The sequence below is a fragment of the Nostoc sp. genome, from assembly GCF_036917775.1.
Lineage (GTDB): Bacteria > Cyanobacteriota > Cyanobacteriia > Cyanobacteriales > Nostocaceae > Nostoc.
The window spans coordinates 68517-91780 of the sequence record NZ_JBALEQ010000075.1; the positions used below are offsets into that span (position 1 = coordinate 68517).

17 protein-coding genes and 1 pseudogene are annotated in these 23264 nt (G+C 40.4%); 13 read left to right on the top strand and 5 right to left on the bottom strand.

Annotated features, from left to right (window positions below; genetic code table 11):
• Positions 1-334 precede the first annotated feature (334 nt).
• Positions 335-2464 carry a tetratricopeptide repeat protein gene (locus V7K69_RS13605; protein WP_335035098.1) on the bottom strand — a complete coding sequence of 710 codons (2130 nt, stop codon included), beginning with the start codon at positions 2462-2464 and terminating at the stop codon, positions 335-337.
• A 177-nt stretch (positions 2465-2641) separates the two neighbouring features.
• Here V7K69_RS13605 and V7K69_RS13610 point away from each other — a divergent pair, with 177 nt between their 5' ends.
• The 6 genes and pseudogenes from V7K69_RS13610 (at position 2642) to V7K69_RS13635 (ending at position 10552) form a co-directional block, all read left to right on the top strand.
• Complete coding sequence (locus V7K69_RS13610) at positions 2642-3340, top strand: rhomboid family intramembrane serine protease (protein ID WP_335035100.1); 699 nt, start codon at positions 2642-2644, stop codon at positions 3338-3340.
• Positions 3341-3517: 177 nt separating this feature from the next.
• Positions 3518-6160, top strand: a complete 2643-nt coding sequence (locus V7K69_RS13615) for a hybrid sensor histidine kinase/response regulator (RefSeq protein ID WP_335035102.1) — start codon at positions 3518-3520, stop codon at positions 6158-6160.
• A gap of 89 nt (positions 6161-6249) precedes the next feature.
• A complete protein-coding gene (locus V7K69_RS13620) occupies positions 6250-6477 on the top strand; it encodes an addiction module protein (protein ID WP_335035104.1) in 228 nt (75 codons plus the stop codon).
• 613 nt (positions 6478-7090) lie between these two features.
• Positions 7091-8281: a hypothetical protein gene (locus tag V7K69_RS13625; protein WP_335035106.1), complete on the top strand. Its 1191-nt coding sequence runs from the start codon at positions 7091-7093 to the stop codon at positions 8279-8281.
• Positions 8282-8486: 205 nt separating this feature from the next.
• Positions 8487-9803 carry a GTPase family protein gene (locus V7K69_RS13630; RefSeq protein WP_335035108.1) on the top strand — a complete coding sequence of 439 codons (1317 nt, stop codon included), beginning with the start codon at positions 8487-8489 and terminating at the stop codon, positions 9801-9803.
• A gap of 139 nt (positions 9804-9942) precedes the next feature.
• A pseudogene (locus V7K69_RS13635) lies at positions 9943-10552 on the top strand (Uma2 family endonuclease).
• 3 nt (positions 10553-10555) lie between these two features.
• On the opposite strand, the gene arfB reads toward V7K69_RS13635, so the two are convergent.
• The 3 genes from arfB to V7K69_RS13650 all read right to left on the bottom strand — a co-directional run bounded on the left by arfB (position 10556) and on the right by V7K69_RS13650 (position 11580).
• Positions 10556-10972: an alternative ribosome rescue aminoacyl-tRNA hydrolase ArfB gene (arfB, locus tag V7K69_RS13640; RefSeq protein ID WP_335035110.1), complete on the bottom strand. Its 417-nt coding sequence runs from the start codon at positions 10970-10972 to the stop codon at positions 10556-10558.
• Between the two features lie 46 nt (positions 10973-11018).
• Entirely contained in the window at positions 11019-11273 is a 255-nt protein-coding gene (locus tag V7K69_RS13645; protein WP_012412565.1) for an RNA-binding S4 domain-containing protein, read from the bottom strand.
• Between the two features lie 112 nt (positions 11274-11385).
• Complete coding sequence (locus V7K69_RS13650; RefSeq protein WP_335035113.1) at positions 11386-11580, bottom strand: hypothetical protein; 195 nt, start codon at positions 11578-11580, stop codon at positions 11386-11388.
• A gap of 182 nt (positions 11581-11762) precedes the next feature.
• Between V7K69_RS13650 and dpdE the strand changes: the two genes are divergently transcribed.
• The 5 genes from dpdE to V7K69_RS13675 all read left to right on the top strand — a co-directional run bounded on the left by dpdE (position 11763) and on the right by V7K69_RS13675 (position 18782).
• Positions 11763-15074 carry a protein DpdE gene (gene dpdE / locus V7K69_RS13655; RefSeq protein WP_335035116.1) on the top strand — a complete coding sequence of 1104 codons (3312 nt, stop codon included), beginning with the start codon at positions 11763-11765 and terminating at the stop codon, positions 15072-15074.
• A 237-nt stretch (positions 15075-15311) separates the two neighbouring features.
• Complete coding sequence (locus tag V7K69_RS13660; RefSeq protein ID WP_335035118.1) at positions 15312-16403, top strand: DUF4350 domain-containing protein; 1092 nt, start codon at positions 15312-15314, stop codon at positions 16401-16403.
• Positions 16404-16462: 59 nt separating this feature from the next.
• Positions 16463-17413: an AAA family ATPase gene (locus V7K69_RS13665; RefSeq protein WP_114082403.1), complete on the top strand. Its 951-nt coding sequence runs from the start codon at positions 16463-16465 to the stop codon at positions 17411-17413.
• A gap of 125 nt (positions 17414-17538) precedes the next feature.
• Complete coding sequence (locus tag V7K69_RS13670; RefSeq protein WP_190935596.1) at positions 17539-18018, top strand: YbjN domain-containing protein; 480 nt, start codon at positions 17539-17541, stop codon at positions 18016-18018.
• A 38-nt stretch (positions 18019-18056) separates the two neighbouring features.
• A complete protein-coding gene (locus tag V7K69_RS13675) occupies positions 18057-18782 on the top strand; it encodes a lipoate--protein ligase family protein (RefSeq protein ID WP_335035121.1) in 726 nt (241 codons plus the stop codon).
• Between the two features lie 44 nt (positions 18783-18826).
• On the opposite strand, the gene rppA is transcribed toward V7K69_RS13675, so the two are convergent.
• A complete protein-coding gene (gene rppA / locus V7K69_RS13680) occupies positions 18827-19525 on the bottom strand; it encodes a two-component system response regulator RppA (protein ID WP_335035123.1) in 699 nt (232 codons plus the stop codon).
• A gap of 66 nt (positions 19526-19591) precedes the next feature.
• Between rppA and hisG the strand changes: the two genes are divergently transcribed.
• Positions 19592-20236: an ATP phosphoribosyltransferase gene (gene hisG, locus V7K69_RS13685; RefSeq protein ID WP_185580497.1), complete on the top strand. Its 645-nt coding sequence runs from the start codon at positions 19592-19594 to the stop codon at positions 20234-20236.
• A 457-nt stretch (positions 20237-20693) separates the two neighbouring features.
• Positions 20694-23255 carry a GAF domain-containing protein gene (locus tag V7K69_RS13690; protein WP_335035126.1) on the top strand — a complete coding sequence of 854 codons (2562 nt, stop codon included), beginning with the start codon at positions 20694-20696 and terminating at the stop codon, positions 23253-23255.
• The last annotated feature ends 9 nt before the right edge of the window (positions 23256-23264 follow it).

The following is a 23264-nucleotide window of genomic DNA, read 5'->3' on the forward strand; positions in this document are numbered from 1 at the left end:
GTTAGCTCCTTAATCGCATAGTTCGGTAAGAAAAAATTCTAGGTTATCTTTAGATTGCCCAAGAAGTTACCGATGCTCACAGCTTTTGGTAAAATAAACAAGAAATTTATAGTAATGCCACGAATTATAAGTTGCGATGTCAAAATATTCTTTAAAATCAACTAAAATTCCAATTATTAGCTATAAGAAGTGTTATTAACAATTCGTAATTATTAATCACGAATTGTTTGGTGTTAGGACTTACGCAATAACTCTCTCGAAACTCTTATTTCTTTGTGTCCTTTGCGTCCTTTGCGGTTCGTTTTTTCATTATTTTGTCTAAATTCTGAGTATATTATGGTGTCGTCTGCGGTGGATTAATAGGATTAGGAACTGGGATAACTGGCACAATTATAGGTTTAGGTTTCTCGGATTGCAGTTGAATCTGGGACTGATTGCGGCTGTCTATAGCTTGTTGGTAATTAGGCTTGTATTTTATTGCTTGATCGTAAGATGCGATCGCATCTTGATACCGTTTCAAATTTAGTAGAGCATTGCCTCTGCTATACCAGCTTTCAGAATGGTCTGGTTTATAACGAACGGCCTTATTATAAGATGAGAGTGCATCTTCGTATTTTTGCAAAATATATTGTGAATTTCCCAGATTGTACCAAAGCTGATAGTCTCTTGGCTTAAGTGTCGCAGCTTTATTGTAAGCTTTGATTGCTTCTTCATAGCGTTGGTTTTGATGCAGCGACCAGCCCAAGTTATACCATGCTTGATAGTTACTAGGATTATATTTAATTACTTGATTAAAAGATTCAATTGCTTCTGGATAACGTCGCAAATTCAGCAATGTGTTGCCTCTTGAAAACCAAGCTTGATAATAATTTGACTTATATTGTACAGCTTTGTCATAAGCGTTGAACGCATCTTGGTAGCGTTGCAAATTAACTAGTCCATTTCCCAGATTATACCAAGCTTGTTCATAGTCTGGTTTTAAATCAACGACTTTTTGGTATGCTGCTATCGCTTCTTCATATCGGTTAGAATTTTGTAAAGCTAATCCTTTTTTGTACCAAGATTCATAATTATCTGATTTTAATTCAATCGCTTTTTCATAAGCTTTAATTGCTTGGTCATATTGGTTTAAGCTACTAAAAGCTTCACCCTTAGCATTCCAGACTTCCGAGCTTTCATTATTTAATTGTAAGGCTTTATCAAAAGATGCGATCGCTTCTTGATATCGCTGTAGACTTGCCAAGACAAAACCGCGTCCACTCCAAGCTTCAAAATAATCTGGCTTAATTTGGATTGCTCTATCATACGCAGCTAATGCTTCTTTAGATTTTTTTAATTTATACAGCGTTTTGCCTTGACCATTCCATCCTTGAGCATAATCTGGTCTAATATTAACGGCTTTTTCATATACTTCTAATGCGTCTTGATAGCGTTGCAAATCAAAAAGTGTATTTCCTTGTTTGGATAATTCTATAGCGTTATTTGAATTAATGTGATTAAAAATAAATATTGATGCAACTCCACTTATTCCAACTAAAAATATTGTTAGTAAAACTTTACCTAAAATCCCTTTTTTCGGTTGTGGTTTGGTTAGATTTTTGGGTAGAGAAATAGGAGTTAACGCTATTGTTTCGACCGGAGGTAGTGTTAACTCTTTCAGTGCTTTTAATGCTACTGTAGCCGAAGGATAGCGTTGTCGAAAGTCGTAGCACACCATTTTATCTAAGAATTGAGCAAATTCTGGCGTTACTGTGGCTTTATCGCGCCAGATAATTTCATTAGTCTCAGCATCTTTTACTATTTCCTCTGGTAATAATCCAGTGAGAGCTTGAATAGCAATGATTCCCGTAGCATAAATATCACTACTTAATTTTGGCGTACCATGAGCTTGTTCTCCAGGAATATATCCAGGCGTACCTATGGCAACAGTACCTTTAGTTGAACCTTCGGGAGTAATTACTTGGGTAGTAATTTGTTTAACTGCACCAAAATCAATTAAGATTAATTTGCCATCCGGGTGTCGTCTGAGGATATTTCGGGGATTGACATCACGGTGAATTACATTCTGTTGATGGACAAATTCTAAAATTGTCAAAAGTTCTTGTAAAAGCGAAATTACTTGCTCTTGACTAAGGGTTTTACCTGGTATTAATTCTTGACTCAGGTCATGACCTTCGATTAATTCCTGTACGAGATAAAATTCGGCATTTTCCTCAAAATAAGCTAAAAGTTGAGGAATGCGATCGTGAGTTCCTAATTTATAGAGAACTTGTGCTTCTGTATCAAATAAACGCCTAGCCGTCTCTAAAGTTACCGGATCGTTTGCTTGGGGTTTGAGTTTCTTGACCACACATTGAGGTGAACCGGGTAATTGAGTATCATAAGCAACAAAGGTTTCACCAAAACCCCCTCCTCCCAAGTTACTAATAATTTGGTATCTTCCAACAAGTGTGTTTCCTAGCATCTCGTTTGCCTACTTAAGTGCGATGCGATCTGATTTCAATCTTGCCACACGTTAAGGGTTATGGGGGGAATGGGGAATAGGGAATGGGGAATAGGGAAGCAGATAAGAATATTTGGTGTTTCTTAAATATGAATTACGTTAGCGTAGCCCATTACGAATTACGAATTACGAATTAGTATGATTCCTATTAGTGATAATATCCGTTGTTGGAATAAGCCGATTATTAATTATTGGCTAATTGGCATTAACATTACCATATTTTTATGGGAAATCCAACTAGAACTTAGTGATACATTGGGCTATTTTGTCAATAGTTGGGGTGTGATTCCAGCCCAAATTAGTGGGGCAATTGCAAATGTATTCTTTAATAACAATGCTGCTTGGATAATTGTAATTTGGCGGGTATTTTCACTACTTTCTGGAATATTTCTGCACGGTAGTTTTAGCCAGATATTGGGAAATCTACTATTTCTGTGGGTTTTTGGTAAAACTGTAGAAAATATCTTGGGACACAGACGCTATCTTGGATTTTATCTGGCGGCTGGTATCTTAACAGGGGTTGTACAAATTCTGATTGAACCGAGTTTGACAGTACCATTAATTGGCGGCAATGGCGCGATCGCAGCTATTTTAGGGGCATACATTATGAAGTTTCCTAAAGCTAAAATCGACACCATTTTACCGTTAATTATTGTGTATATTCCTATCGAACTTCCCGCCTTTGTCTATATATTTTGGTGGTTTGTGCAACAGTTATTTTATGGTATCGGCAGTTTAAATATTCCCCCCATTGGCGTAAATCAATCGGGTGTTGTCTTCTGGGGGCAGGTTGTGGGATTATTGGCTGGTGCAGCTTTCATCCGATTGAAGAGATAATTGATTTGTTTTAATCTTTTAAACATGGCTCTTAAATACCAGAGAATATCTTTTGATTAAAACTCTTATGTGCCTTTTGATGGATTGCATTTTTTAGCTTAAAAATTCATACTGCTAAAACTAGGGTATGCCTACTCTTCAAGTCGGGTTATTTTCAGTTATTAGCGGTTAATTAAAATGCCAAATGTTGATAAAATTAATTCTAAACTTACTGATGAATTAGCAGTTTTACGGCAGCGTGTAGCTGAGTTAGAGCAAGCAGAAATATTTTATCAGCAAAGGCAAGTAGAACTAGAAGAGCAATTAAGGAAACTGGCAACATCAGCGCAAAGTTCACATATTTCAGTTTTAGAATATGAGATTGAATGCCATCTGGAGCAGGAGAAGTCTACAGGCTTAAATGTGACGACAGATGTGGCAGTGACTTTACAGCAACTCCAAGAAGAAATTGCACTGCGACAGCAGTTAGAAGTAATCCTGAAAAATAGTGAAGAACGGCTGAGGCTAGCTCTAGATGTTTCTCAGATGGGCTTATGGGATTGGAATATTTTAACCAACCAAGTCATCTGGTCTGAAAATTATGAATTGCTTTTTGGTCTACTTCCAAGTAGTTTTGATGGGCCTTATGAAACGTTTCAAAAGTGCGTTTATCCTGAAGACAAGCAATCTGTAATGCAACGGATCGGCTACGCTTTGGCACAAAAAACTGACTACAACGATGAATTTAGGATAATTCGCTCAGACCAAAGTGTACATTGGATTTCTGCCAAGGGAAAATTTATCTATGATGAGCAAGGACAAGCGGTGCGAATGATCGGCGTTTGTATGGAAACTACTGTGTGCAAACAGGCTGAAGAAAGCACTCGTGAACTAACCACACAAGTCCAAGAACAGGCAAATGTTTTAAATGCTATCCTCACCGCCTCAGTCGATCACATTTATATCTTTAATCGCAGAGGTTGCTATCAGTATGTTAGTCGTGATGCAGCTACCATATTAGGTTTTAAACCCCAGGAACTTGTCGGAAAGACTTTGCAAGACATGGATTTACCTACAGAGCTTGTAGAGCAGGTAGACAATCAACTAAAAGCTGTGATTAAAACTGGGCAGCCCATCAAAGATGAGTGCAAATATGTAACTGCTAATGGAGTGCATTATTATGAATACATTCTGACACCATTACGGAATTTAAAGCAAAGTATTGAAGGCGTAATTACTGTTTCTCGTGATATTACCGAACACAAACGGGCAGAAAAATCATTACGCGAAAGTGAAGCTCGATTTCGGCGTTTGTTTGAGTCTAACCTAATCGGGGTTGCTTTTTGGAATGTGGATGGCTTCGTTATGGATGCCAATGATGCCTTTCTTCAACTAGCTGGCTACACTCATGAGGAGTTTACTCTTTTAGGTAAAGTTAATTGGCGAGAACTTACTCCTATTGAATACAAGTATTTAGACGATCGCGCCATTTTGGAGGTGCAAACCACTGGAGTTTCCAAAATTTACGAGAAAGAGTACATCCACCGTAATGGTAAGCGAGTCCCAATTGTTTTGGGCATAGCCTTGCTGAATGACTCCCAAGAGCATGGTGTTGCTTTTGTACTAGATATTACCGATCGCAAATTGGCTGAAAAAGAATGCGATCGCCTCCTCCAATGCGAAAGGACAGCACGCCAACAAGCAGAGATCGCCAACAAAATTAAAGATGAGTTTCTGGCGGTTCTCTCTCATGAACTGCGAACCCCACTCAACCCTATCCTGGGATGGTCGAAAATGTTACGGAGTCGCAAGTTTGATGAACAAACTACTAACCGCGCCTTGGAAACCATTGAACGCAACGCCAAGTTACAAACCCAGTTAATTGAAGATTTGTTGGATGTGTCTCGCATTCTCCAAGGAAAATTAAACTTAAATATCTGTCCAGTGAACTTGGTAATGGTAGTTGAAGCAGCACTAGAAACGGTACGGCTAGCAGCAGAAGCTAAATCAATTCAAATTCAGACCATATTTGATGCCAGTTTAGGACAAGTTATGGGCGATCCTAATCGGCTCCAGCAAGTTGTGTGGAACCTGCTTTCTAATGCGGTAAAATTTACCCCAACCGGAGGACGAGTAGAAATTCGACTCATGGAAGCTAGTAATCAGATTCAAATTCAAGTCAGCGATACAGGTAAGGGAATTAACCCAGACTTTTTACCATTCGTGTTTGATTACTTTCGCCAAGCTGATGGTACAACTACCCGCACATTTGGCGGACTAGGTTTAGGATTAGCAATCGTGCGTAAGGTTGTAGAAATGCACGGGGGAAAAGTTCAAGCCGAAAGTGCTGGAGAAGGATTGGGTGCAACCTTCACTGTTGAAGTACCGCTTTTAGTGAGAAGTGAACAAGTTAGGCGGGAAGAGAAGGAGTCTTTAAATTCTCAGCCTGAATCCTCACTCCTTTCGGACACTCAAGTTTTAGTGGTGGACGATGAACCAGATATCCGCGACTTAGTGAGCTTCATTTTGCAAGACTACGGTGTACAAGTAACCTCTGTATCTTCAGCACAGGAAGCATTAAAGGCGTTATCTGAGTCGATACCAGATGTTTTAATTAGTGATATTGGAATGCCCAAGACAGACGGTTATATGCTGATGCGGGAAGTGCGATCGCGATCGCCGCAAGAAGGAGGAAGCGTACCAGCGATCGCTTTGACAGCTTATGCAGGTGAAATGAATCAGCAGCAAGCACTAGCAGCCGGATTTCAAATGCACATTTCTAAACCAGTAGATCCAGATGTATTGGTGAAAGCGATCGTTGATTTGATTGAGCCAAGCTGATACAGGTAAGCGTCTGAGGGGCTTTCCAAAAGCTACCACGTCTACTATTTTCCTGCTAGACTCTGGATAGTCCTATGCTTTCAGGAATTATGTCATCTGTTGAGCAGATCATGAAAGAAGCCTTAGCTTTGCCCAGTGCATCAAGAGCATTGTTGGCAGAAAAACTGGTTGAAAGTCTTGAATTTGATGTAGATGAAACACTTCAAATGCTTTGGACAGATGAAGCTAAGAAGCGTAGAGATGAAGTCCAAAGTGGTACAGTTATACCCATTCCTGGAGAGGAAGCCTTAGCTAGGGTGAAACAACTTTTGGAGTAATGAAATCGGGTGAAGAAACTGAACTTTATGATGATTAAGGAGGCAGGAGGTAATCCCCATAAATAAATTTAGGGGATTTATAATAGACGCTGTATTTTTTGGGCTGCGCGTCTCAAAATACACTTTTTATCTTTATTCATAAATAAATTTAGGGGCTTTAAACTAGGGTGTTGACTCTAAGGGTTTTAAGGTGGTAAATTTTCATGCAAGAAGTACGTAGCTTGACAAAAGTTAATGCAAGAGTTTAAAAGCCCAACCAGCCGATTAGCAAGATTGTTTCGCAACGGTCGAGACAATTGGAAAGAGAGAGCTTTGGAAAAACAGAAAAAACTTAGAGCATTAGAAATAAAAGTCAGAGATTTATCAGCCTCACGAGACTATTGGAAAAGCAGAGCAAAAATTGCAGAATCAAAGCTACTCAAACAGAATATTGAGATAGGGGACGAAAAAAAAAGAGATAGTTACAAGCGCTCTAAGTAATTTGGAAACAAGTGGACAGGCTCTTGTTCAGATAGCGAAGGGACATCATTATTCAGTCGAAACAATTCAAATATCAGTACAGCAAGTTATCAATTGTGGCAATAGTTTGCGAGGAGTTGAGAAAACTTTTGAGTTGTACGTTGATTTTTCTAAACATGAGACTCCAAGCTTTAGTAGTATTAGAAAATGGTTAGGGCGAATTGGGCTATACGAACTCAACAGAGAAAAAGAATATCGAAGTGATTGGATATTTATCGTAGATTTGACTGTAGAACTAGGATCAGAAAAAGCTTTTGTAGTTTTGGGAGTTTCACAACAACTACTTGAATCAGAAATTTTTCCTTTAAAACGAGGATTAAGACATCAAGATGTTGAACTTCTTGCATTAGAAATTATGTGTTCGACGAAAGGAGAGATAATCGAGCAAAAACTCTCTGAACTAACGAAAAAAGTTGGTCGTCCAATACAAATAATAGCTGACCACGGCAGTGATATCCAAAAAGGAATCAAATTGTATCAAGAAAATTATTCAGAAGTAATTTACACCTATGATGTGACTCATGCAATGGCTTTATTGCTCAAGCATGAGTTAGTAGCCGATGAGAAATATCAATCTTTTATCCAGCAATGTACACGATGTCGGCAACAACTACAACAAACAGAATTATCTTTTTTATCTCCCCCATCTCAACGTTCACAATGCCGTTATTTTAATATTGAAAGGTTGATTAATTGGGCTACTAAGATTTTAGAATCTCCAGTAGACACAATAGTAGAACTTTTACCAAATATTGAGTCTTCCATTCTGTACCAGAAATTAAAAGATAAATTAGGATGGTTAATCAATTACCAAGAATCACTCAGCATTTGGAAGCTGATGGTTAAAATGACTCGAGTTGTAGAGACTCAACTTAAAATTTGTGGGCTTAATGAACAATCAAGCAGCTTTTTGAATTTACAGCAGTTATCAATGGGAACTGATTCTTTAGTTAACTTTCAACTAAAAATTACAGAATATTTGACAATTGAAAGCTCTCAAATTCAGCCAGGACGCACAATTCTTGCAACTTCTGATGTGATTGAATCGCTTTTTGGCAAATATAAACAGTTTTCTTCTCGATGTCCTTTCAAGCAGATAGGCCAGATGATTTTGAGCATTTCTTTATCTACTATGAAGTTGACAGGATCTGTTGTAAAACTTGCCTTAGAAACAGTTCGGTATCTTGATCTTGAAGCCTGGTCCGATCAAGTTTTCGGTCAATCTATGCTTTCAAAGAGAAGAACCGTGTTTACTGCCTCAAATAACGACACGGAAATTGCATGAAAATTTTTGGACTAATTTCTCACAAAGTCAACACCCTAGCTTTAAACCCGTTTGGCAGAGAACAAAAAATATATTTTCTTCCTCCTGCCTTCTGCCTCCTGCCCTCTGCCTTTCTTCGGTAAATTAACCTAAACTGAGCCAAGTTTAACAGTACGATAAATATAGACAAGATGTAGTTTTAATTCTATCTACCGTTTTCATGGGAATGACTGAGCAAGATGATTCTCAGCAATTGAGTGAACCGACCGATGGAACAACTACCAAGTCGGTTGATAATTCTTGGACAAACCGCATTGGTGGTGTCTGGAACACAGCAACAACACGTTTAACCAAACTCCTACCCGTAGAACAACTGTCACAAACGGTTGTTGGATGGTTTAGTGTCAGTGAAACTCAGGTTGCGGAGATTTTAGAGAAAATCCGAGCCGAACTACCAACCACAGAAGCATTGCTGATTGGTAAACCCCAAGCCGGGAAAAGTTCAATTGTCCGGGGATTGACAGGAGTTTCGGCTGAGATTATTGGTCAAGGTTTTCGTCCGCACACGCAACACACGCAGCGCTATGCCTATCCTTCCAATGACCTGCCGCTATTAGTTTTTACTGATACGGTGGGACTAGGTGATGTCAACCAAGATACTCAAACAATCATTCAGGAGTTAGTTGGCGATTTACAAAAAGAAACTGCTTCCGCCAGAATCCTCCTTTTGACGGTCAAAATCAATGATTTTGCAACTGATACACTCCGACAAATTGCTCAAAAGTTACGCCAGCAGTATCCAAATATTCCCTGTCTGCTAGTAGTTACTTGCTTGCATGAGGTTTATCCTGTTGATATTGTCGATCATCCTGCCTATCCGCCAGATTATCAAGAAGTCAACCGCGCATTTGTGGCAATGCAGCAAGCCTTCGCCGGGATAACTGACCGCTCTGTACTCATTGACTTTACCCTAGAAGAAGATGGCTACGATCCGGTATTTTATGGCTTAGAAGCACTGCGAGATTCTTTGGCAGAACTACTCCCACAAGCAGAAGCGCAGGCGATTTATCAGCTATTAGATCGAGAAGAAGCCGGAAAGCAACTTGGCAACCTTTATCGAGATGCAGCACGCCGTTATATTTTGCCATTTGCAATTATGTCTGCAACTCTTGCGGCTGTACCTTTGCCATTTGCCACAATGCCTGTACTAACTGCCTTGCAAGTATCAATGGTGGGACTGTTGGGTAAATTATATGGACAGACAATTACACCATCACAGGCGGGGGGTGTTGTCAGTGCGATCGCAGGTGGTTTCTTAGCACAGGCAATCGCACGGGAATTAATTAAATTTATACCAGGTTTTGGGAGTGCGATCGCAGCGTCTTGGGCAGCCGCCTACACCTGGGCACTAGGGGAAGCAGCCTGCGTTTATTTTGGTGATTTAATGGGAGGTAAGAAACCCGATCCCCAAAGAATTCAGTTAGTGATGCAAGAAGCGTTTCAGGCGGCGCAAGAACGGTTTAAGAAAGTTCGTAATCTCTAATCTGGGGTAAGTAGGTTGGCGCAATTAAAGCTAACTGGCAAGGGCTGTCCTTTATCATTGGTAAGGACTTTAAGCCTGTTTACGTTTAATAACATAATTTTGTTTATTTCTAGCAACTTACTTAGGGGGACAATAAATTATGATTCAAGCTTTACGTAAACTAGTAACTTTTGAAGATTTTGCAGCGTGGCGGCCCGAGGGCAGAAGATACGAATTACATGATGGTGTGATTGTTGAAATGGCACAACCAACGGGCGATCATGAAGATGTTGTCGGTTTTTTGGCACTAGAATATATCTGCTGATATCAAGCGTCTAAATTTACCTTATTACATTCCAAAAACTGTATTAGTAAAACCACTTGAAGGTGAATCAGCTTATTCACCAGACATATTAATAATCAATCGACCAAATTTAGTGAATGAGCCTTTATGGAAAAAGGAATCGACTGTATCTCAAGCGGTATCTATTCCATTAGTTATTGAAGTTGTTAGTAGTAATTGGCGGGATTATTACTACAAAAAATTAGCTGATTATGAAGCCATAGGTATTCCTGAATATTGGATTATAGATTACGCGGCTATAGGCGCTAGAAAGTTTATTGGCAATTCTAAACAGCCTACTATATCCATTTATCAATTAATCGATAGTGAGTACCAAATTACTCAATTTAGAGCTAGCGATCCCATCGTCTCGCCTACTTTTCCAGAGTTAAATTTAACTGCCGAACAGATTTTTAAAGCTAGCTAAAATCTAAAATTCTGTCACCTGTCCTCTGTTAGACTTAACCTGTCCACGCTTAGTTTTGTAGTCAAGGCGCTTTCTTTGAGAACTGCGAGTTGGTTTTGTGGGTTTGCGTTTTATCGTCACGACAACTGCACTTTGAATGAGTTCTTGAAGTCGTTTCAAAGCTGATTCCCGATTGTTTTCTTGGCTTCGGTGTTCCTGTGCTTTGATGACAACAACTCCTTCTTGGGTGATGCGGCGATCGTTCAGCTTTAAAAGCTGTTCTTTATAATAATCTGGTAATGATGAAGCGACAATATCGAAGCGTAAGTGAATTGCTGTGGAAACCTTATTTACATTCTGGCCTCCTGCTCCTTGCGAACGAATCGCACTAATTTCAATCTCACTCTGGGGGATTATAACTTTATTGGAAATTTGCAGCATCGCTCACAAGGCAAAAGAGGAACTTTTCAATTTGGGATAAAAATTTTTACTCGGTTTGTTCAGGAAAATCTATTACTACATTTTGATCTTCATTGTTATCCAAATTCACCTCTAAAGTCTTTCCTTCTATTGTCACTTTATCACCCGGTACTAGCCTCCGCCCTCGTCGGGTTTCCAGCATACCGTTTACTTGCACATCGCCACCTTGAATCATTAGCTTGGCTTGTCCTCCAGTTGGCACTATACCCATCAACTTTAAATATTGGTTTAACTTAATTGTGTTGTCTCGGATTTTCTTCATACTAAATAAAACTACATCATCTTAATTGTACCCTGGTGTTATCAAGGCAAAGCGTGAATCTATTGCGCCACATAATCACCTAAGTACAGTATTTCATTGAATTCGTAGCGAATTAATTTGGTAATACCCTGCAATCCAATGCAATGCCAATGCGTCGTCTGACAATGCCAATGCGTCGGCTTACAATGTCAATGCGTCGGTTTACAATATCAATGCGTCGTCTGACAATGCCAATACGTCGGTTTACAATATCAATACGTCGGCTGACAATGTTAATCCGTCCTGGTGCATTTAAAATGCAAATCAACCTTTAGGCTGATTTTACTAGTTAGATGTGGTGGAGCGTAGGCGTAGCCCGTCGTAGACATCGCTAAAACGAAAAACAGTAATGCCAGTTTATTATCTATAATGTTGATCGACAAAACTACCAGATATAGGTGAAAAAACTAGTCTGGAAGGTTCTTTTAGTGTGTTCAGGGGACTGGATCTATGATTAAGCTCGGTTTATTGGTACAGTCCCAGAATAACTCTTTGGGTATCGGCAAAGTTACGGAAATATCTGATACCAATGCAAATGTTGAGTATTTCTGCTCTATAGGGCAACGTCTTCAAAAAACTTTACCTTTAAGTTCTCTCTCTGAAGTCAGACTTGAACCACAGGCTCGATGCTATATTAAGTACCAAACTCAGGATAAATGGATAGTTGGGAGAGTTTTCATTTGGGATGAAGATACAGAAATGTATCAAATTGATTTACCAGATAAGAAAACTGCGATCGCTACTGAAGAAGACATTTACGTTCGTTGTAATCTGCCAAACACAGACCCCATCGAAACTCTAGCGATGAAGGGTCACGAAACACCCTACTTCCACGACAAAAGATTAGCTTTCGTCAAATCCTTGATTAAGCAACGCGCTGTTAGTCGCGGGATGACAGGACTGATTTCGGCAAATATTAATCTTTATCCTCACCAAGTTGAAGTAGTGCGGCGGGTACTGGAAGACCCAATTCAACGCTACTTGCTAGCAGACGAGGTGGGACTCGGAAAAACCATCGAAGCGGGTGCGATTCTGCGTCAATTCCTCTTGGATGAACCGAAAAGAGGTGCCGTGGTATTAGTTCCGCAATACTTGCTCAAACAATGGCGGACTGAGTTAGAAAACAAGTTTTACATTTCCCATTTTGGCAAACGGGTAGCGGTGCTGGCGGTTGAAGATATCCATAAAATCAACCTGAAAGCGAGGATAGGCTGCTTGATTTTAGATGAAGCTCATCATATCGCAGCAATGGCGACTTCCAAGGACGCAACCGTGCGCCAGCGTTTTCAGACTTGTAAAGAACTGGCTCATAAAAGCGATCGCTTACTTTTATTATCTGCCACTCCTGTTCTCAATCATGAGCAAGATTTCTTGGCAATGTTGCACTTGCTCGACCCAGCAACCTATAAAATTGGTGATTTAGAAGGTTTTCGCGCCAAAGTTGAAAGCCGTCAAGAAATTGGTAGACTTCTGCTTTCTTTCAAAGAAGATGCTGAACCCGTTGTTCTCAAAAGCAACTTGCAGCAACTACGAAACCTCTTAGCTGAGGATGAGTATTTCCTGAAGCTGGCGGATGATTTAGAAAATTGTTTACAAGCAAATTCTCCAGAGCAAGATCAAATCGTCCAAGCGATTCGTACTCACGTCAGCGATATCTATCGACTACACCGCCGAATGCTTCGCAACCGTCGCGCGGCGGTAGAAGATGTGATATTTGATCGCAATTTTACACCCAAAGAAGAGTACGATTTAGACGAGCGATCGCCTGATATCCACGAACTACTGAATCAATGGCGGAGTGTTGCTCCTGCTGAACAGCCATATCAGCGAATTTTTCTGGTGTTATTTCTAGCGGCTGGTACTTGGTTAGGCGTTTTAGAGCAGGTAATTACCGCCCGCTTAACTGGTAAGCCTGATGCTAAACTCATCCAGGAGTTTAAAGAAGATGATCTTCGCCTATTAACTACAACCCCCAAATTCTCCGGGGAAGAAGAGATTCTGCAATCCTTCCTTAAAATTATTCGTCAACCCCAAGAAGACGGAGGACGGACGGAAAATTTGAAAACTGTACTGCTGAATCAGCTAGGTACATACTTCAAAATTCCCGCAAACGTTCGGAAGAATCAAAAGGAATTCATCACGAGAATACAGCAGAGAATCAAGAGACCAATTACTGGCGATATTCTGCCCAAATTTATTGTATTCACCAGTTTTGTCCAAAGTTGTGGCGAAATAGTCCGGTATTTGTCGGATACCTTTGGTGCAGAGACAATCGTCAAACATCAATTTGGAGAATCACCAGACAAAGTTGAGGAAGGCTTAAATAAGTTTAGGAATAACCCAAACTGCTTTATTCTAGTATGCGATCGCTCAGGAGAAGAAGGGCTTAACCTCCAATTTGCCGATTGGTTAATTCATTTTGACCTTCCTTGGTCGCCGAATCAATTAGAGCAAAGACTTGGCAGACTTGACCGCATTGGCAGCAAAATTGGAGTTCAATCTTGTGTCTTGATTGGCCCCTATTTGGAAGATAGCCCTCACAATGCTTGGTATCAAGTATTAAAAGATGGCTTTGGGATTTTCCAGCAATCAATTGCGAGTTTACAGTTTTATGTAGATGATAAACTTGCAGAATTAGAAACAGCTTTATTTCAATCAAGTGCTGCTGGCTTGTTAGAGATGATTTCACCAATTCAAGAGCAAATTGAAGCCGAAATTGCAAAAATTAGCGAACAAAATGCTCTCGATGAAATTGACGCTAACGATGAAATTGCCACCGAGTATTTTCAAGACCTCGATAATTATGATGCTTGTCATCTAGAAATGAAACGAGCAATTGAAGGTTGGATTTGTGAGGCGTTGGGATTTAGAGGACTCAATAACCCCGACTCATCAGAGATGCGACGTTATCAACCCTCAACGCGGACATTGGTTCCCATAAATGAGTTAAAAAACCGTTTTGCTGATAGTTACCTAGACCAATTTGGTACTTATAATCGCAGGGTAGCAAACCAGAATCCTGGGATTAAACTCTTTCGAGTTGGGGAAGGATTTGTCGAAGCACTCTGGAACTATATAAACTGGGATGACCGAGGTGAAGCCTTTGCAATGTGGCGCACTGATTCATCTTGGGATGCGAAAGAAGGGAAGGAGTGGTTTGGTTTTCAATGCAATTATGTAGTTGAGGCCAATTTAAGAATTGCCAAGCAAGTTTTACTCGATAACAAACTTGATAGTTCTCAATTCAAAAACTTGCAACGACGTGTTGATGCTCTATTTCCGCCAATTATAGAAACTATCTATGTTGATGGTCGCAATGAGCCAATCCGCGTTGTTGAAGATAAAGCTCTCTTAAGTATTCTGCAACGTCCATATAAAGATAAAAACAATAATCAAGGACGAGATTACAATCTGGCAAAAGAGCGCTTAGGAATTATTGACGATTTTGTTGACCCTAGTAAATGGCAAAATTTCTGCTATCAAGTACGTAACACTTCTGCGGAATTACTTTCAAATCGTCCCGATTTTATTGACTTGTGCCAAAGTTGTGCTAAGGTTGCCGAAAAGAAATTAGCCAATAGAGTAGAGCAATTACGCCTGCGTTTGAACCAGCAAAGCTGGGATAATGCCCTAGCTGAAGAATTGAAGATAGAAACTGCTTTAAATGCAGCCATTCTAGAAGGGATTCGCCAACCCCAGATTAGGCTTGATTCTGTCGGTTTTATTGTTGTATCGGGGCGATCGCTTGTGCAATTTGAATGATATTATGTGAGTTTAAATAGCCTTAGTCAGTATACTAACCCCACCTGGTAAAAGAGGTGGGGTTTTTTACGACTTCCAAATAAAAGTATTTTTATTTAAATAGCTTGTATTTTTTCTTACTACAAGTGTTTTAATGCAGGTTTAAGAAAAGTAATGATATTTTTGACTTTCCCGGAAAAATAAGTAAGTATTAACACTTGTGATACAGAAACAAAGTGATGATTGTGAAAGTCGAAGATGAAACGTTCAAATCGCCTTGCTTGGATGGGAGCGATCGCACTAGCTGCGATCGTTTTGCTTACTTTGTTAGTGGCTCCCAATAATACAAAAATTAGCACTGGCTCTACTTATAACCGCGCCTCTGATGGGTATGGTGCTTGGTATGCTTTTATGCAACAGAAAGGAATTTCTATCAAGCGTTGGCAAAAACCTTTTAGTGATATTCAGCCAGAAAATAGCCCAGTTACCTTTCTACAGATAAGCGCCTATCCAAGGGAGACAGCATTGGATAGTCAAGAGCGCGAATGGGTAGAAAAAGGGAATACTTTGGTAATTTTGGGTGCAGGGGCGCGGGTTACAGAAGCGGAGTTTAGCACTATGCAAAAATCTTCTCAAGGTGATATTAAAATTGATACACGTAGACGATATCAGAAAGCCAACTCCAAGCAAGTTGATTTAGGCGATCGCTTTGGTGCTGTTGTCTGGGAAAAAAGTTACAACCAGGGAAAGGTAATTTTTTCTACCACTCCTTATTTGGCCGCCAACGCTTACCAAGATTATTTAAGTAATTTCAAGTATTTAGCTAGTTTAGTAACTGAAAAAAGTAACACAGTAATTGTTGATGAATACATCCACGGCTATAAGGATGCTGATGTCAGGGAGAAAGAAAGCGAAGGTAATTTATCTAGCTTTTTTGCTAAAACTCCTTTATTTCCAATATTAGTACAGGTAGGTATTCTGCTATTGGTGCTAACTTGGGCCCAGAATCGCCGCTTTGGGAAGCCAGTGGCTTTAGATACACCAGTTACAGATAATAGCGAAGCATACATCCAAGCTTTAGCGGGAGTCTTGCAGAAAGCTGATACCACCGACTTTGTTGTCGAGATGGTGGGTAAACAAGAACAACTCCAACTACAAAAAGCCTTGGGATTAGGACAAGTACTTTTAGAACCTCAAGCCTTAGTCAATTTCTGGAAAGAAAAAACAGGGATAAGTGCAGCAGAACTAGATGCAGTTTTAAAGCTACAATCTCGCAAACAACCCATCAGTGAGCGAGAACTGTTAAGCTGGTTGGGCAAATGGCGAAGCATTAGGGAAATTAAAAATTAAAAATTAATTTTTGGAATTAGATATAGTATTTCCGCATTAGTTATTTATCAGTAAAAAATATGAGCGAAACTCATCCTATCTTAATTCGTCTTGGTCAAGGTCTTAATCAAGTAGTTGTTGGACAATCGAGCCTAATACAACAACTTTTAGTAGCACTACTAGCGGGTGGGCACGTAATTTTAGAAGGAGTACCAGGAACTGGTAAAACTCTGTTAGTAAAAGTATTAGCACAGTTAATTCAAGGGGATTTTCGCAGAATTCAACTAACACCAGATGTCTTACCTTCAGATATTACTGGGACAAATATTTTTGACTTGAATAGCCGCAATTTCACTTTGAAAAAAGGGCCAATATTTACCGAAGTCCTGCTAGCAGACGAAATCAACCGGACTCCTCCCAAGACACAAGCAGCACTGCTAGAAGCGATGGAAGAGATGCAGGTAACATTGGATGGTGAAAGTTTGCCCTTACCAGATTTATTTTGGGTGATTGCAACCCAAAACCCACTGGAATTTGAGGGGACTTATCCTTTACCAGAAGCGCAGTTGGATAGATTTTTGTTTAAGTTAGTGGTAGATTACCCAGATCAAGCTGCGGAAAAGCAAATGTTACTCAATCGTCAGGCTGGGTTTTCAGCAAGACGTTTGGATATTAGCCGTTTGAAACCGATCGCAACAGTAGCCGACATTTTACAAGCACGACAAGCAGTCAAAGAAGTTAAAGTATCAGAAGCGATCGTTGATTATTTGTTAGCCTTGGTGAGAATATCGCGTCAATATCCCGATTTAACCTTGGGTGCATCACCTCGCGCCGCCGGTGCTTGGTTGCAGACATCTCAAGCATTAGCGTGGTTAGCTGGTAGAGATTTTGTCACACCAGATGATGTGAAAGCAGTTGCATCGCCATTGCTGCGTCATCGCCTCATTTTGAAACCAGAAGCAATGCTAGATGGTTTACAAATGGATGCGGTAATTGCGTCGGTAATTAATCAAGTACCAGTTCCCAGGTGAAAAAATTCTTGCTATATTCCAGGCTATTTGGAAAGTAGACCCAAAAGGAAGCTGAAGCTAACTGCCTCCACAAGTTATAAAGTATGTGTAGATGAAACAGCAAGTATATTGAGAAAAGAATCTGTATGGCAAGCTACCAAGAAACCGTAACTAGTGATGAATCCATTAATGAGTTAATCGCCGAGACTACAGGCATTAACCATCTGGAGGTAATTGAAAATGTCATCGACTCTTTGGAACAAGATGATAGTGCGATGGTTAGCCATACTCCAGAGGGTGGCTATCTCTGGAAGTTTAAGTATGGAAGTGTGCAAGTATATGTCCAACTCAACGGTACAACCGATGAAGATACCATAACGGTTTGGTCTGCGGTGCTAAATTTACCTGCTAAAGATGAACCCAGATTGCTGCGTTATCTGTTGGAGTTGAACTGCTCCAGCACTTTTGAAGCGCGTTTTGGTATTATAGAAAACAAAGTGGTTGTAATCTCAACACGCACCTTAGCAGAGTTATCTCCCGGCGAAGTGTCTCGACTGATTACCATTGTGGCAACAATCGCTGATAACAACGATGAAGCCTTACAAACTGAATTTGGTGCAACTTAAGGAATTTTGGATTTTGGATTGGGCTGATACTGCATTAAATGTATAGCAAGCTGGTGTGGCGACTAATTCCTTTGCTAGAGGCGGCTGGTAATGTGCAGATGGCCATTGACAACTGGTTACTAGAACAGCACCAGTCTGGAAAACATCCGTCCACTCTGCGCTTTTATACCTGGTCGCCATCTGCCATTTCTCTTGGCTATCATCAACGCCAATACCCTGAAGATTGGCAAAATTTGACTTGGCAAGGGCAGAAATTAGATTTAGTACAACGTCCTACTGGTGGACGGGCGGTACTACACCAAGGTGATTTAACTTACGCTGTAGTCACATCTGGAATTACGGGTAGTCGCCTCCAGGTGTATGAAAAGATTTGTGAGTTTTTGATTCAAGGATGGCGATCGCTCGGCGTAGAATTACATTACGGTACAGAAGGGCGAGGTTACATCCACAACCCTAACTGCTTTGGCACAGCAACCAGTGCAGATTTAGTTTTGCCAGATGGTACCAAACTGATTGGTAGCGCTCAACTAAGACGTAGTGGAGCCATTTTGCAACATGGTTCCATTCGTTTGCAACCCAATGCTGAACTGTTTGCTCAAGTATTTGGTGCAGAATCTTTTACGACTGTACAACTACCTCAAAGTCTGAGTGTGGAAAAGATTATTGCAGATTTAATCACCGCAGCTAGTGATTGTTTTAATATGCAGATAGAGTTGCAACCACTCTCACTCTCTGAGTGGAAAGAAATTTTGGCAAAAATATGATTCTCCTACTAATTAATTTCTGGAGATGAGTTGGAAACAGATAGCTAAACAGACTCCACTGAAGAAGCACCGAAACGATAGCCTTTGCCGTAAACTGTGTGAATCAGCGCAGTTTCTCTACCTACCTCAATCTTACGACGCAACAAACGAATTAATGCTGCAATCACATTACTACTAGGTTGTTCTTCTTCTTGCCACAAATTTTCCATAATTTGGGCATGAGTCATTAGTTGTCCAGTGTGTTCCATAAAATATTGCAGCAACTGGCTTTCTTTTTGCGATAACTCAATTATTCGTCCTTGGCGATAGGCGATTTGATTTTCACAATCTAGTTCTAAATCAGCGACGGTTAAACGTCCGGTGGTGGTTTCATAGGTTTGGGAACCAGAACGACGCAATAAAGCCCGGACTCTGGCGAGTAACTCACGCAGTTCAAAAGGTTTAACTAAATAGTCATCAGCGCCAGCATCTAAACCTTCTACACGGTCATCGAGAGTATCTTTAGCTGTGAGAAACAGCACGGGAGTGGTTTTGCCTTGTCGTCGCAATTGCTGACAAATCTCTAACCCCGTTTTTCCTGGCAGCATCCAATCTAAAATTAGTAGGTCATAACTACCTGCTTGTGCATATTCGCTGCCAATTGTGCCATCAAAAGCGGCATCCACAATATAACCCTCACGAGTCAACAAGCGACTCAAGGGTTCAGTTAGTTCAACTTCATCATCAACTAATAAAATTCTCATGCTGCTGTGGTAAGCATATAGAGATATTATTCAACTGCTGGATCGCCAAGGATATTAAGAAAAAGAATGCTGACTGTTGCATTACCAAAAGGGGAACTCCTTAAAAATAGCATCCGCTTGCTACAATCTGTGGGATTAGATTTTAGCGCTTTTTTAGATTCAGGAACTCGCCAACTTCAAATTCCTGATACTAAGGGAATTGCAAAAGCTTTGTTGGTGCGGGCGCAGGATGTGCCTGTTTATGTAGAATATGGTCAAGCACAACTGGGTGTTGTTGGTTACGATGTGCTGCGGGAGAAGCAGCCGCAAGTTGCCCACTTGGTAGATTTGCAGTTTGGGTATTGTCGGATGTCAGTGGCGGTAAAAGCATCGAGTTCTTACCGATCGCCTTTAGATTTACCACCGCATGGTAGAGTTGCTTCAAAATATGTAAATTGCGCTCGTGAATATTTCCACAGTCTAGATTTACCCGTAGAAATCGTACCTTTGTATGGTTCAGTGGAATTAGGCCCGATTACTGGAATGTCGGAAGCGATCGTAGATTTGGTTTCTACAGGACGGACTATGCGCGAAAATGGTTTAATTGAAATCGCTACCCTGTATGAAAGCACAGCGCGGTTGATTGCCCATCCTCTGAGTTACCGGATGAACACAGGTAATGTCAGTGATGTAATTGCCAAGCTGCGGGAAGCTGTTTTGGTAGAGGTTTAATAGTTAAGTAGGTCGGCGCAATTAAAGCTAACTGTCATTTGTCATTTGTCATTAGTAAAGGTTTTAAGCCTATTTACGTTTCGTAACATACTTGAGTTTTTTCGCGCCAATTTACTTACAGCATAATTCAGAAGTAAAACTAAGGTTTTCATCAAAAAAATCATGATTTTCATCAACAAAATCATGATTTTTTTCACCACAGCCTTTGACGTAGTGACAAATGACTAGTAGATAGTTTGCAACAATTAAATCTCATCATGACGACTAAATTTGTTTACACTAGGAATTAGTACGATGGCATACCCGCCTGCTGTAGAAGTACGACAAAATTAAAATAGAATTCCCTGAACAGCCAAAGGCGGGGAAATGCTAAGAATTGTTAAAAAAGGTAAAGCTACTCTTGAGACAGCCATGCTGTTGACTGAAATATTACACTTAGATTTTTTCATAAAAATTAATGAAAGCTGGACAAATTGATACAGAAATGGCGCGGCTAGAAGCCCTCCGTCAGTATCAAATTCTTGACACCGAACCCGAAGAAGCCTACGACAACCTTGCTCGATTAGCGGCATTTATTTGTGGTACTTCTATATCTTTGGTAAATTTCATTGATGAAAACCGTCAATGGTTTAAGGCAAAAGTAGGTTTAGATGTATCAGAAATGCCTCGCAGTGTTGGGTTATCTTACCTTTGCCAAGAGCAGCGTAACGTTGTGGTGGTTCCTGATACTTTAGCAGATGAAAAATTAGCAAATAATCCGGTAGTAACTGGCTATCCATACATACGGTTTTATGCAGGCGTACCCTTAATTACTCCCAAGGGAGATATGCTGGGAACTCTGTGTGTAATTGACCAAGTTCCAAAAGAGTTGAGCCAAAAACAAGTGGAGGCGCTTGTGGCTCTGAGTCACTTGGTAATCGACCAACTAGAACTTAGGCGTTATGTAACTGAGGTATCTCAAGTTACTGAAAAGCTCATGGCGCAGGAGCAAGGAGCCTACATCCAGTCTGAAGCTGCGAGAACCCACATCAATAATCTTCTTGAAAGCATCACTGATGGGTTTTTTGCCCTAGATAAAAAGTCGCTATTCACCTATATTAATGGTCAAGCAGAACGGCTGTTGCGAAAAAAACAAAATGAGCTTCTGGGTAAAAACATTTGGGAAGTGTTTCCAGAAATCATCGGTACAACATTCTATCGTGAGTACCACCGGGCAATCTTAGAACAGGTGAGTGTGGAATTTGAGGAGTTTTATCCACCACTAAACTGCTGGCTTCAAGTCCATGCTTATCCTGCAAAAGACGGCTTGTCTATTTATTTTCAAGACATTACTGAACGGCGGCGAACAGTAGAAGCACTACAAAAAAGTGAAGAACGTTGGCAATTAGCATTACATGGTAATAATGATGGCATTTGGGATTGGAACCTTAAGACTAATGAAGTGTTCTTCTCAACTCGGTGGAAGGAAATGCTCGGTTATAAAGACCACGAAGTTTCCAACGGTTGGGACGAATGGATAAAACGAATCCACCCCGATGAGCGAGATTGGGTACTTCAAGCCTTCCAAGACCACTTTGCCAAGAAAACACCGTTTTATGTCTGTGAATATCGAGTCCAGTGCCAAGACGGCAGCTATAAATGGATTCTAGATCGAGGACAAGCACTTTGGGACGCATTGGGTGATATAGTTCGCATGGTGGGTTCTTATACAGATATCACAGATCGCAAGCAGGCAGATGAGGAATTAAAGCGGCAGAATTTGCGATCGCAATTATTTGCAGAAATCACCCTGAAAATTCGAGAATCTTTACAAATAGATGAAATTCTTCAAAGCACGGTGACAGAGGTACAAAAATTACTACAAGCTGACCGTGTGTTAATTTTTCGACTAGAGTCTGATGGTTCGGGAACAGTAGTGCAAGAGGCTGTGCTACCTGGTTGGCCCATAATTCTGGGAAAAAATATTTTTGATCCCTGCTTTAAAGAAGAATATATAGAAAAATATCGCCAAGGAAGAGTCAGGGCGATGGAAGATGTTGAAGCTGCTCAGATTCAACCATGCCATCGAGAATTTCTTCAGCAGTTTGCTGTTAGAGCTAACCTTGTGGTACCGATTCTGGTCAGAGATGGCATTTGGGGCTTGTTGCTGGCTCATCAGTGTACTGCACCTCGAAAGTGGAATAACTTTGAGACGGAGTTGTTACAGCAACTAGCTAACCAAATTGGCATTGGTTTATCTCAAGCGCAACTATTAGAAAAAGAAACCCAGCAAAGTCAAGAACTCGTCCGTTCTAATGCGGAATTGGAACAGTTTGCTTATGTCGCTTCTCATGACTTGCAAGAGCCGTTACGGATGGTAACAAGTTATTTACAGCTACTAGAGCGAAGATACAAAAATCAACTTGATGCCAATGCCGATCAGTTTATCACCTATGCGGTAGATGGGGCGCGGCGAATGCAGACTCTAATCAACGATTTGTTGAACTATTCCCGCGTCAGTACCCGTGGACAACTCTTTAAATTAGTTGATTGTGATGTAATCTTACAGCAAGCGATCGCTAATCTCCAAATTGCGATCGCAGATAGTCAGGCAATTATCACTTATGATCATCTTCCTAGAGTGATGGCTGATACTACCCAACTCACACAAGTATTTCAAAACCTGATTGGCAACGCGATCAAATTTTGCCAGAATCAGCAGCCACAAATTCACATTGGGGTAGCCAAGCCAAATCCAAATTCAGACGAAGAAAGTTTAAATTCTATACCATTGGCAGATGAATGGTTATTCTCAATACATGATAATGGAATTGGTTTGGAATCCCAGTATGCTGAACGTATTTTTATAATTTTTCAGCGCTTGCACGGTAGAGACAAGTATCCTGGTACTGGAATTGGTCTGGCAATTTGCAAGAAAATTATAGAACGTCACGGTGGCCGAATCTGGGTTGAATCAAAACCAGATCAAGGCTCGACTTTCTACTTCACAATCCCAGATAGAGCAGGTAAGCAATCGTGAGCATTATAA

What these genes read in the sequence shown, in the direction of transcription:
- V7K69_RS13605 (WP_335035098.1), bottom strand. Translation starts at nt 2,464, where the DNA reads ATGCTAGGAAACACACTTGTTGGAAGATACCAAATTATTAGTAACTTG.
- V7K69_RS13610 (WP_335035100.1), top strand. Translation starts at nt 2,642, where the DNA reads ATGATTCCTATTAGTGATAATATCCGTTGTTGGAATAAGCCGATTATT.
- V7K69_RS13615 (WP_335035102.1), top strand. Translation starts at nt 3,518, where the DNA reads ATGCCAAATGTTGATAAAATTAATTCTAAACTTACTGATGAATTAGCA.
- V7K69_RS13620 (WP_335035104.1), top strand. Translation starts at nt 6,250, where the DNA reads ATGTCATCTGTTGAGCAGATCATGAAAGAAGCCTTAGCTTTGCCCAGT.
- V7K69_RS13630 (WP_335035108.1), top strand. Translation starts at nt 8,487, where the DNA reads ATGACTGAGCAAGATGATTCTCAGCAATTGAGTGAACCGACCGATGGA.
- arfB (WP_335035110.1), bottom strand. Translation starts at nt 10,972, where the DNA reads ATGCTGCAAATTTCCAATAAAGTTATAATCCCCCAGAGTGAGATTGAA.
- V7K69_RS13645 (WP_012412565.1), bottom strand. Translation starts at nt 11,273, where the DNA reads ATGAAGAAAATCCGAGACAACACAATTAAGTTAAACCAATATTTAAAG.
- dpdE (WP_335035116.1), top strand. Translation starts at nt 11,763, where the DNA reads ATGATTAAGCTCGGTTTATTGGTACAGTCCCAGAATAACTCTTTGGGT.
- V7K69_RS13660 (WP_335035118.1), top strand. Translation starts at nt 15,312, where the DNA reads ATGAAACGTTCAAATCGCCTTGCTTGGATGGGAGCGATCGCACTAGCT.
- V7K69_RS13665 (WP_114082403.1), top strand. Translation starts at nt 16,463, where the DNA reads ATGAGCGAAACTCATCCTATCTTAATTCGTCTTGGTCAAGGTCTTAAT.
- V7K69_RS13670 (WP_190935596.1), top strand. Translation starts at nt 17,539, where the DNA reads ATGGCAAGCTACCAAGAAACCGTAACTAGTGATGAATCCATTAATGAG.
- V7K69_RS13675 (WP_335035121.1), top strand. Translation starts at nt 18,057, where the DNA reads ATGTATAGCAAGCTGGTGTGGCGACTAATTCCTTTGCTAGAGGCGGCT.
- rppA (WP_335035123.1), bottom strand. Translation starts at nt 19,525, where the DNA reads ATGAGAATTTTATTAGTTGATGATGAAGTTGAACTAACTGAACCCTTG.
- hisG (WP_185580497.1), top strand. Translation starts at nt 19,592, where the DNA reads ATGCTGACTGTTGCATTACCAAAAGGGGAACTCCTTAAAAATAGCATC.
- V7K69_RS13690 (WP_335035126.1), top strand. Translation starts at nt 20,694, where the DNA reads ATGAAAGCTGGACAAATTGATACAGAAATGGCGCGGCTAGAAGCCCTC.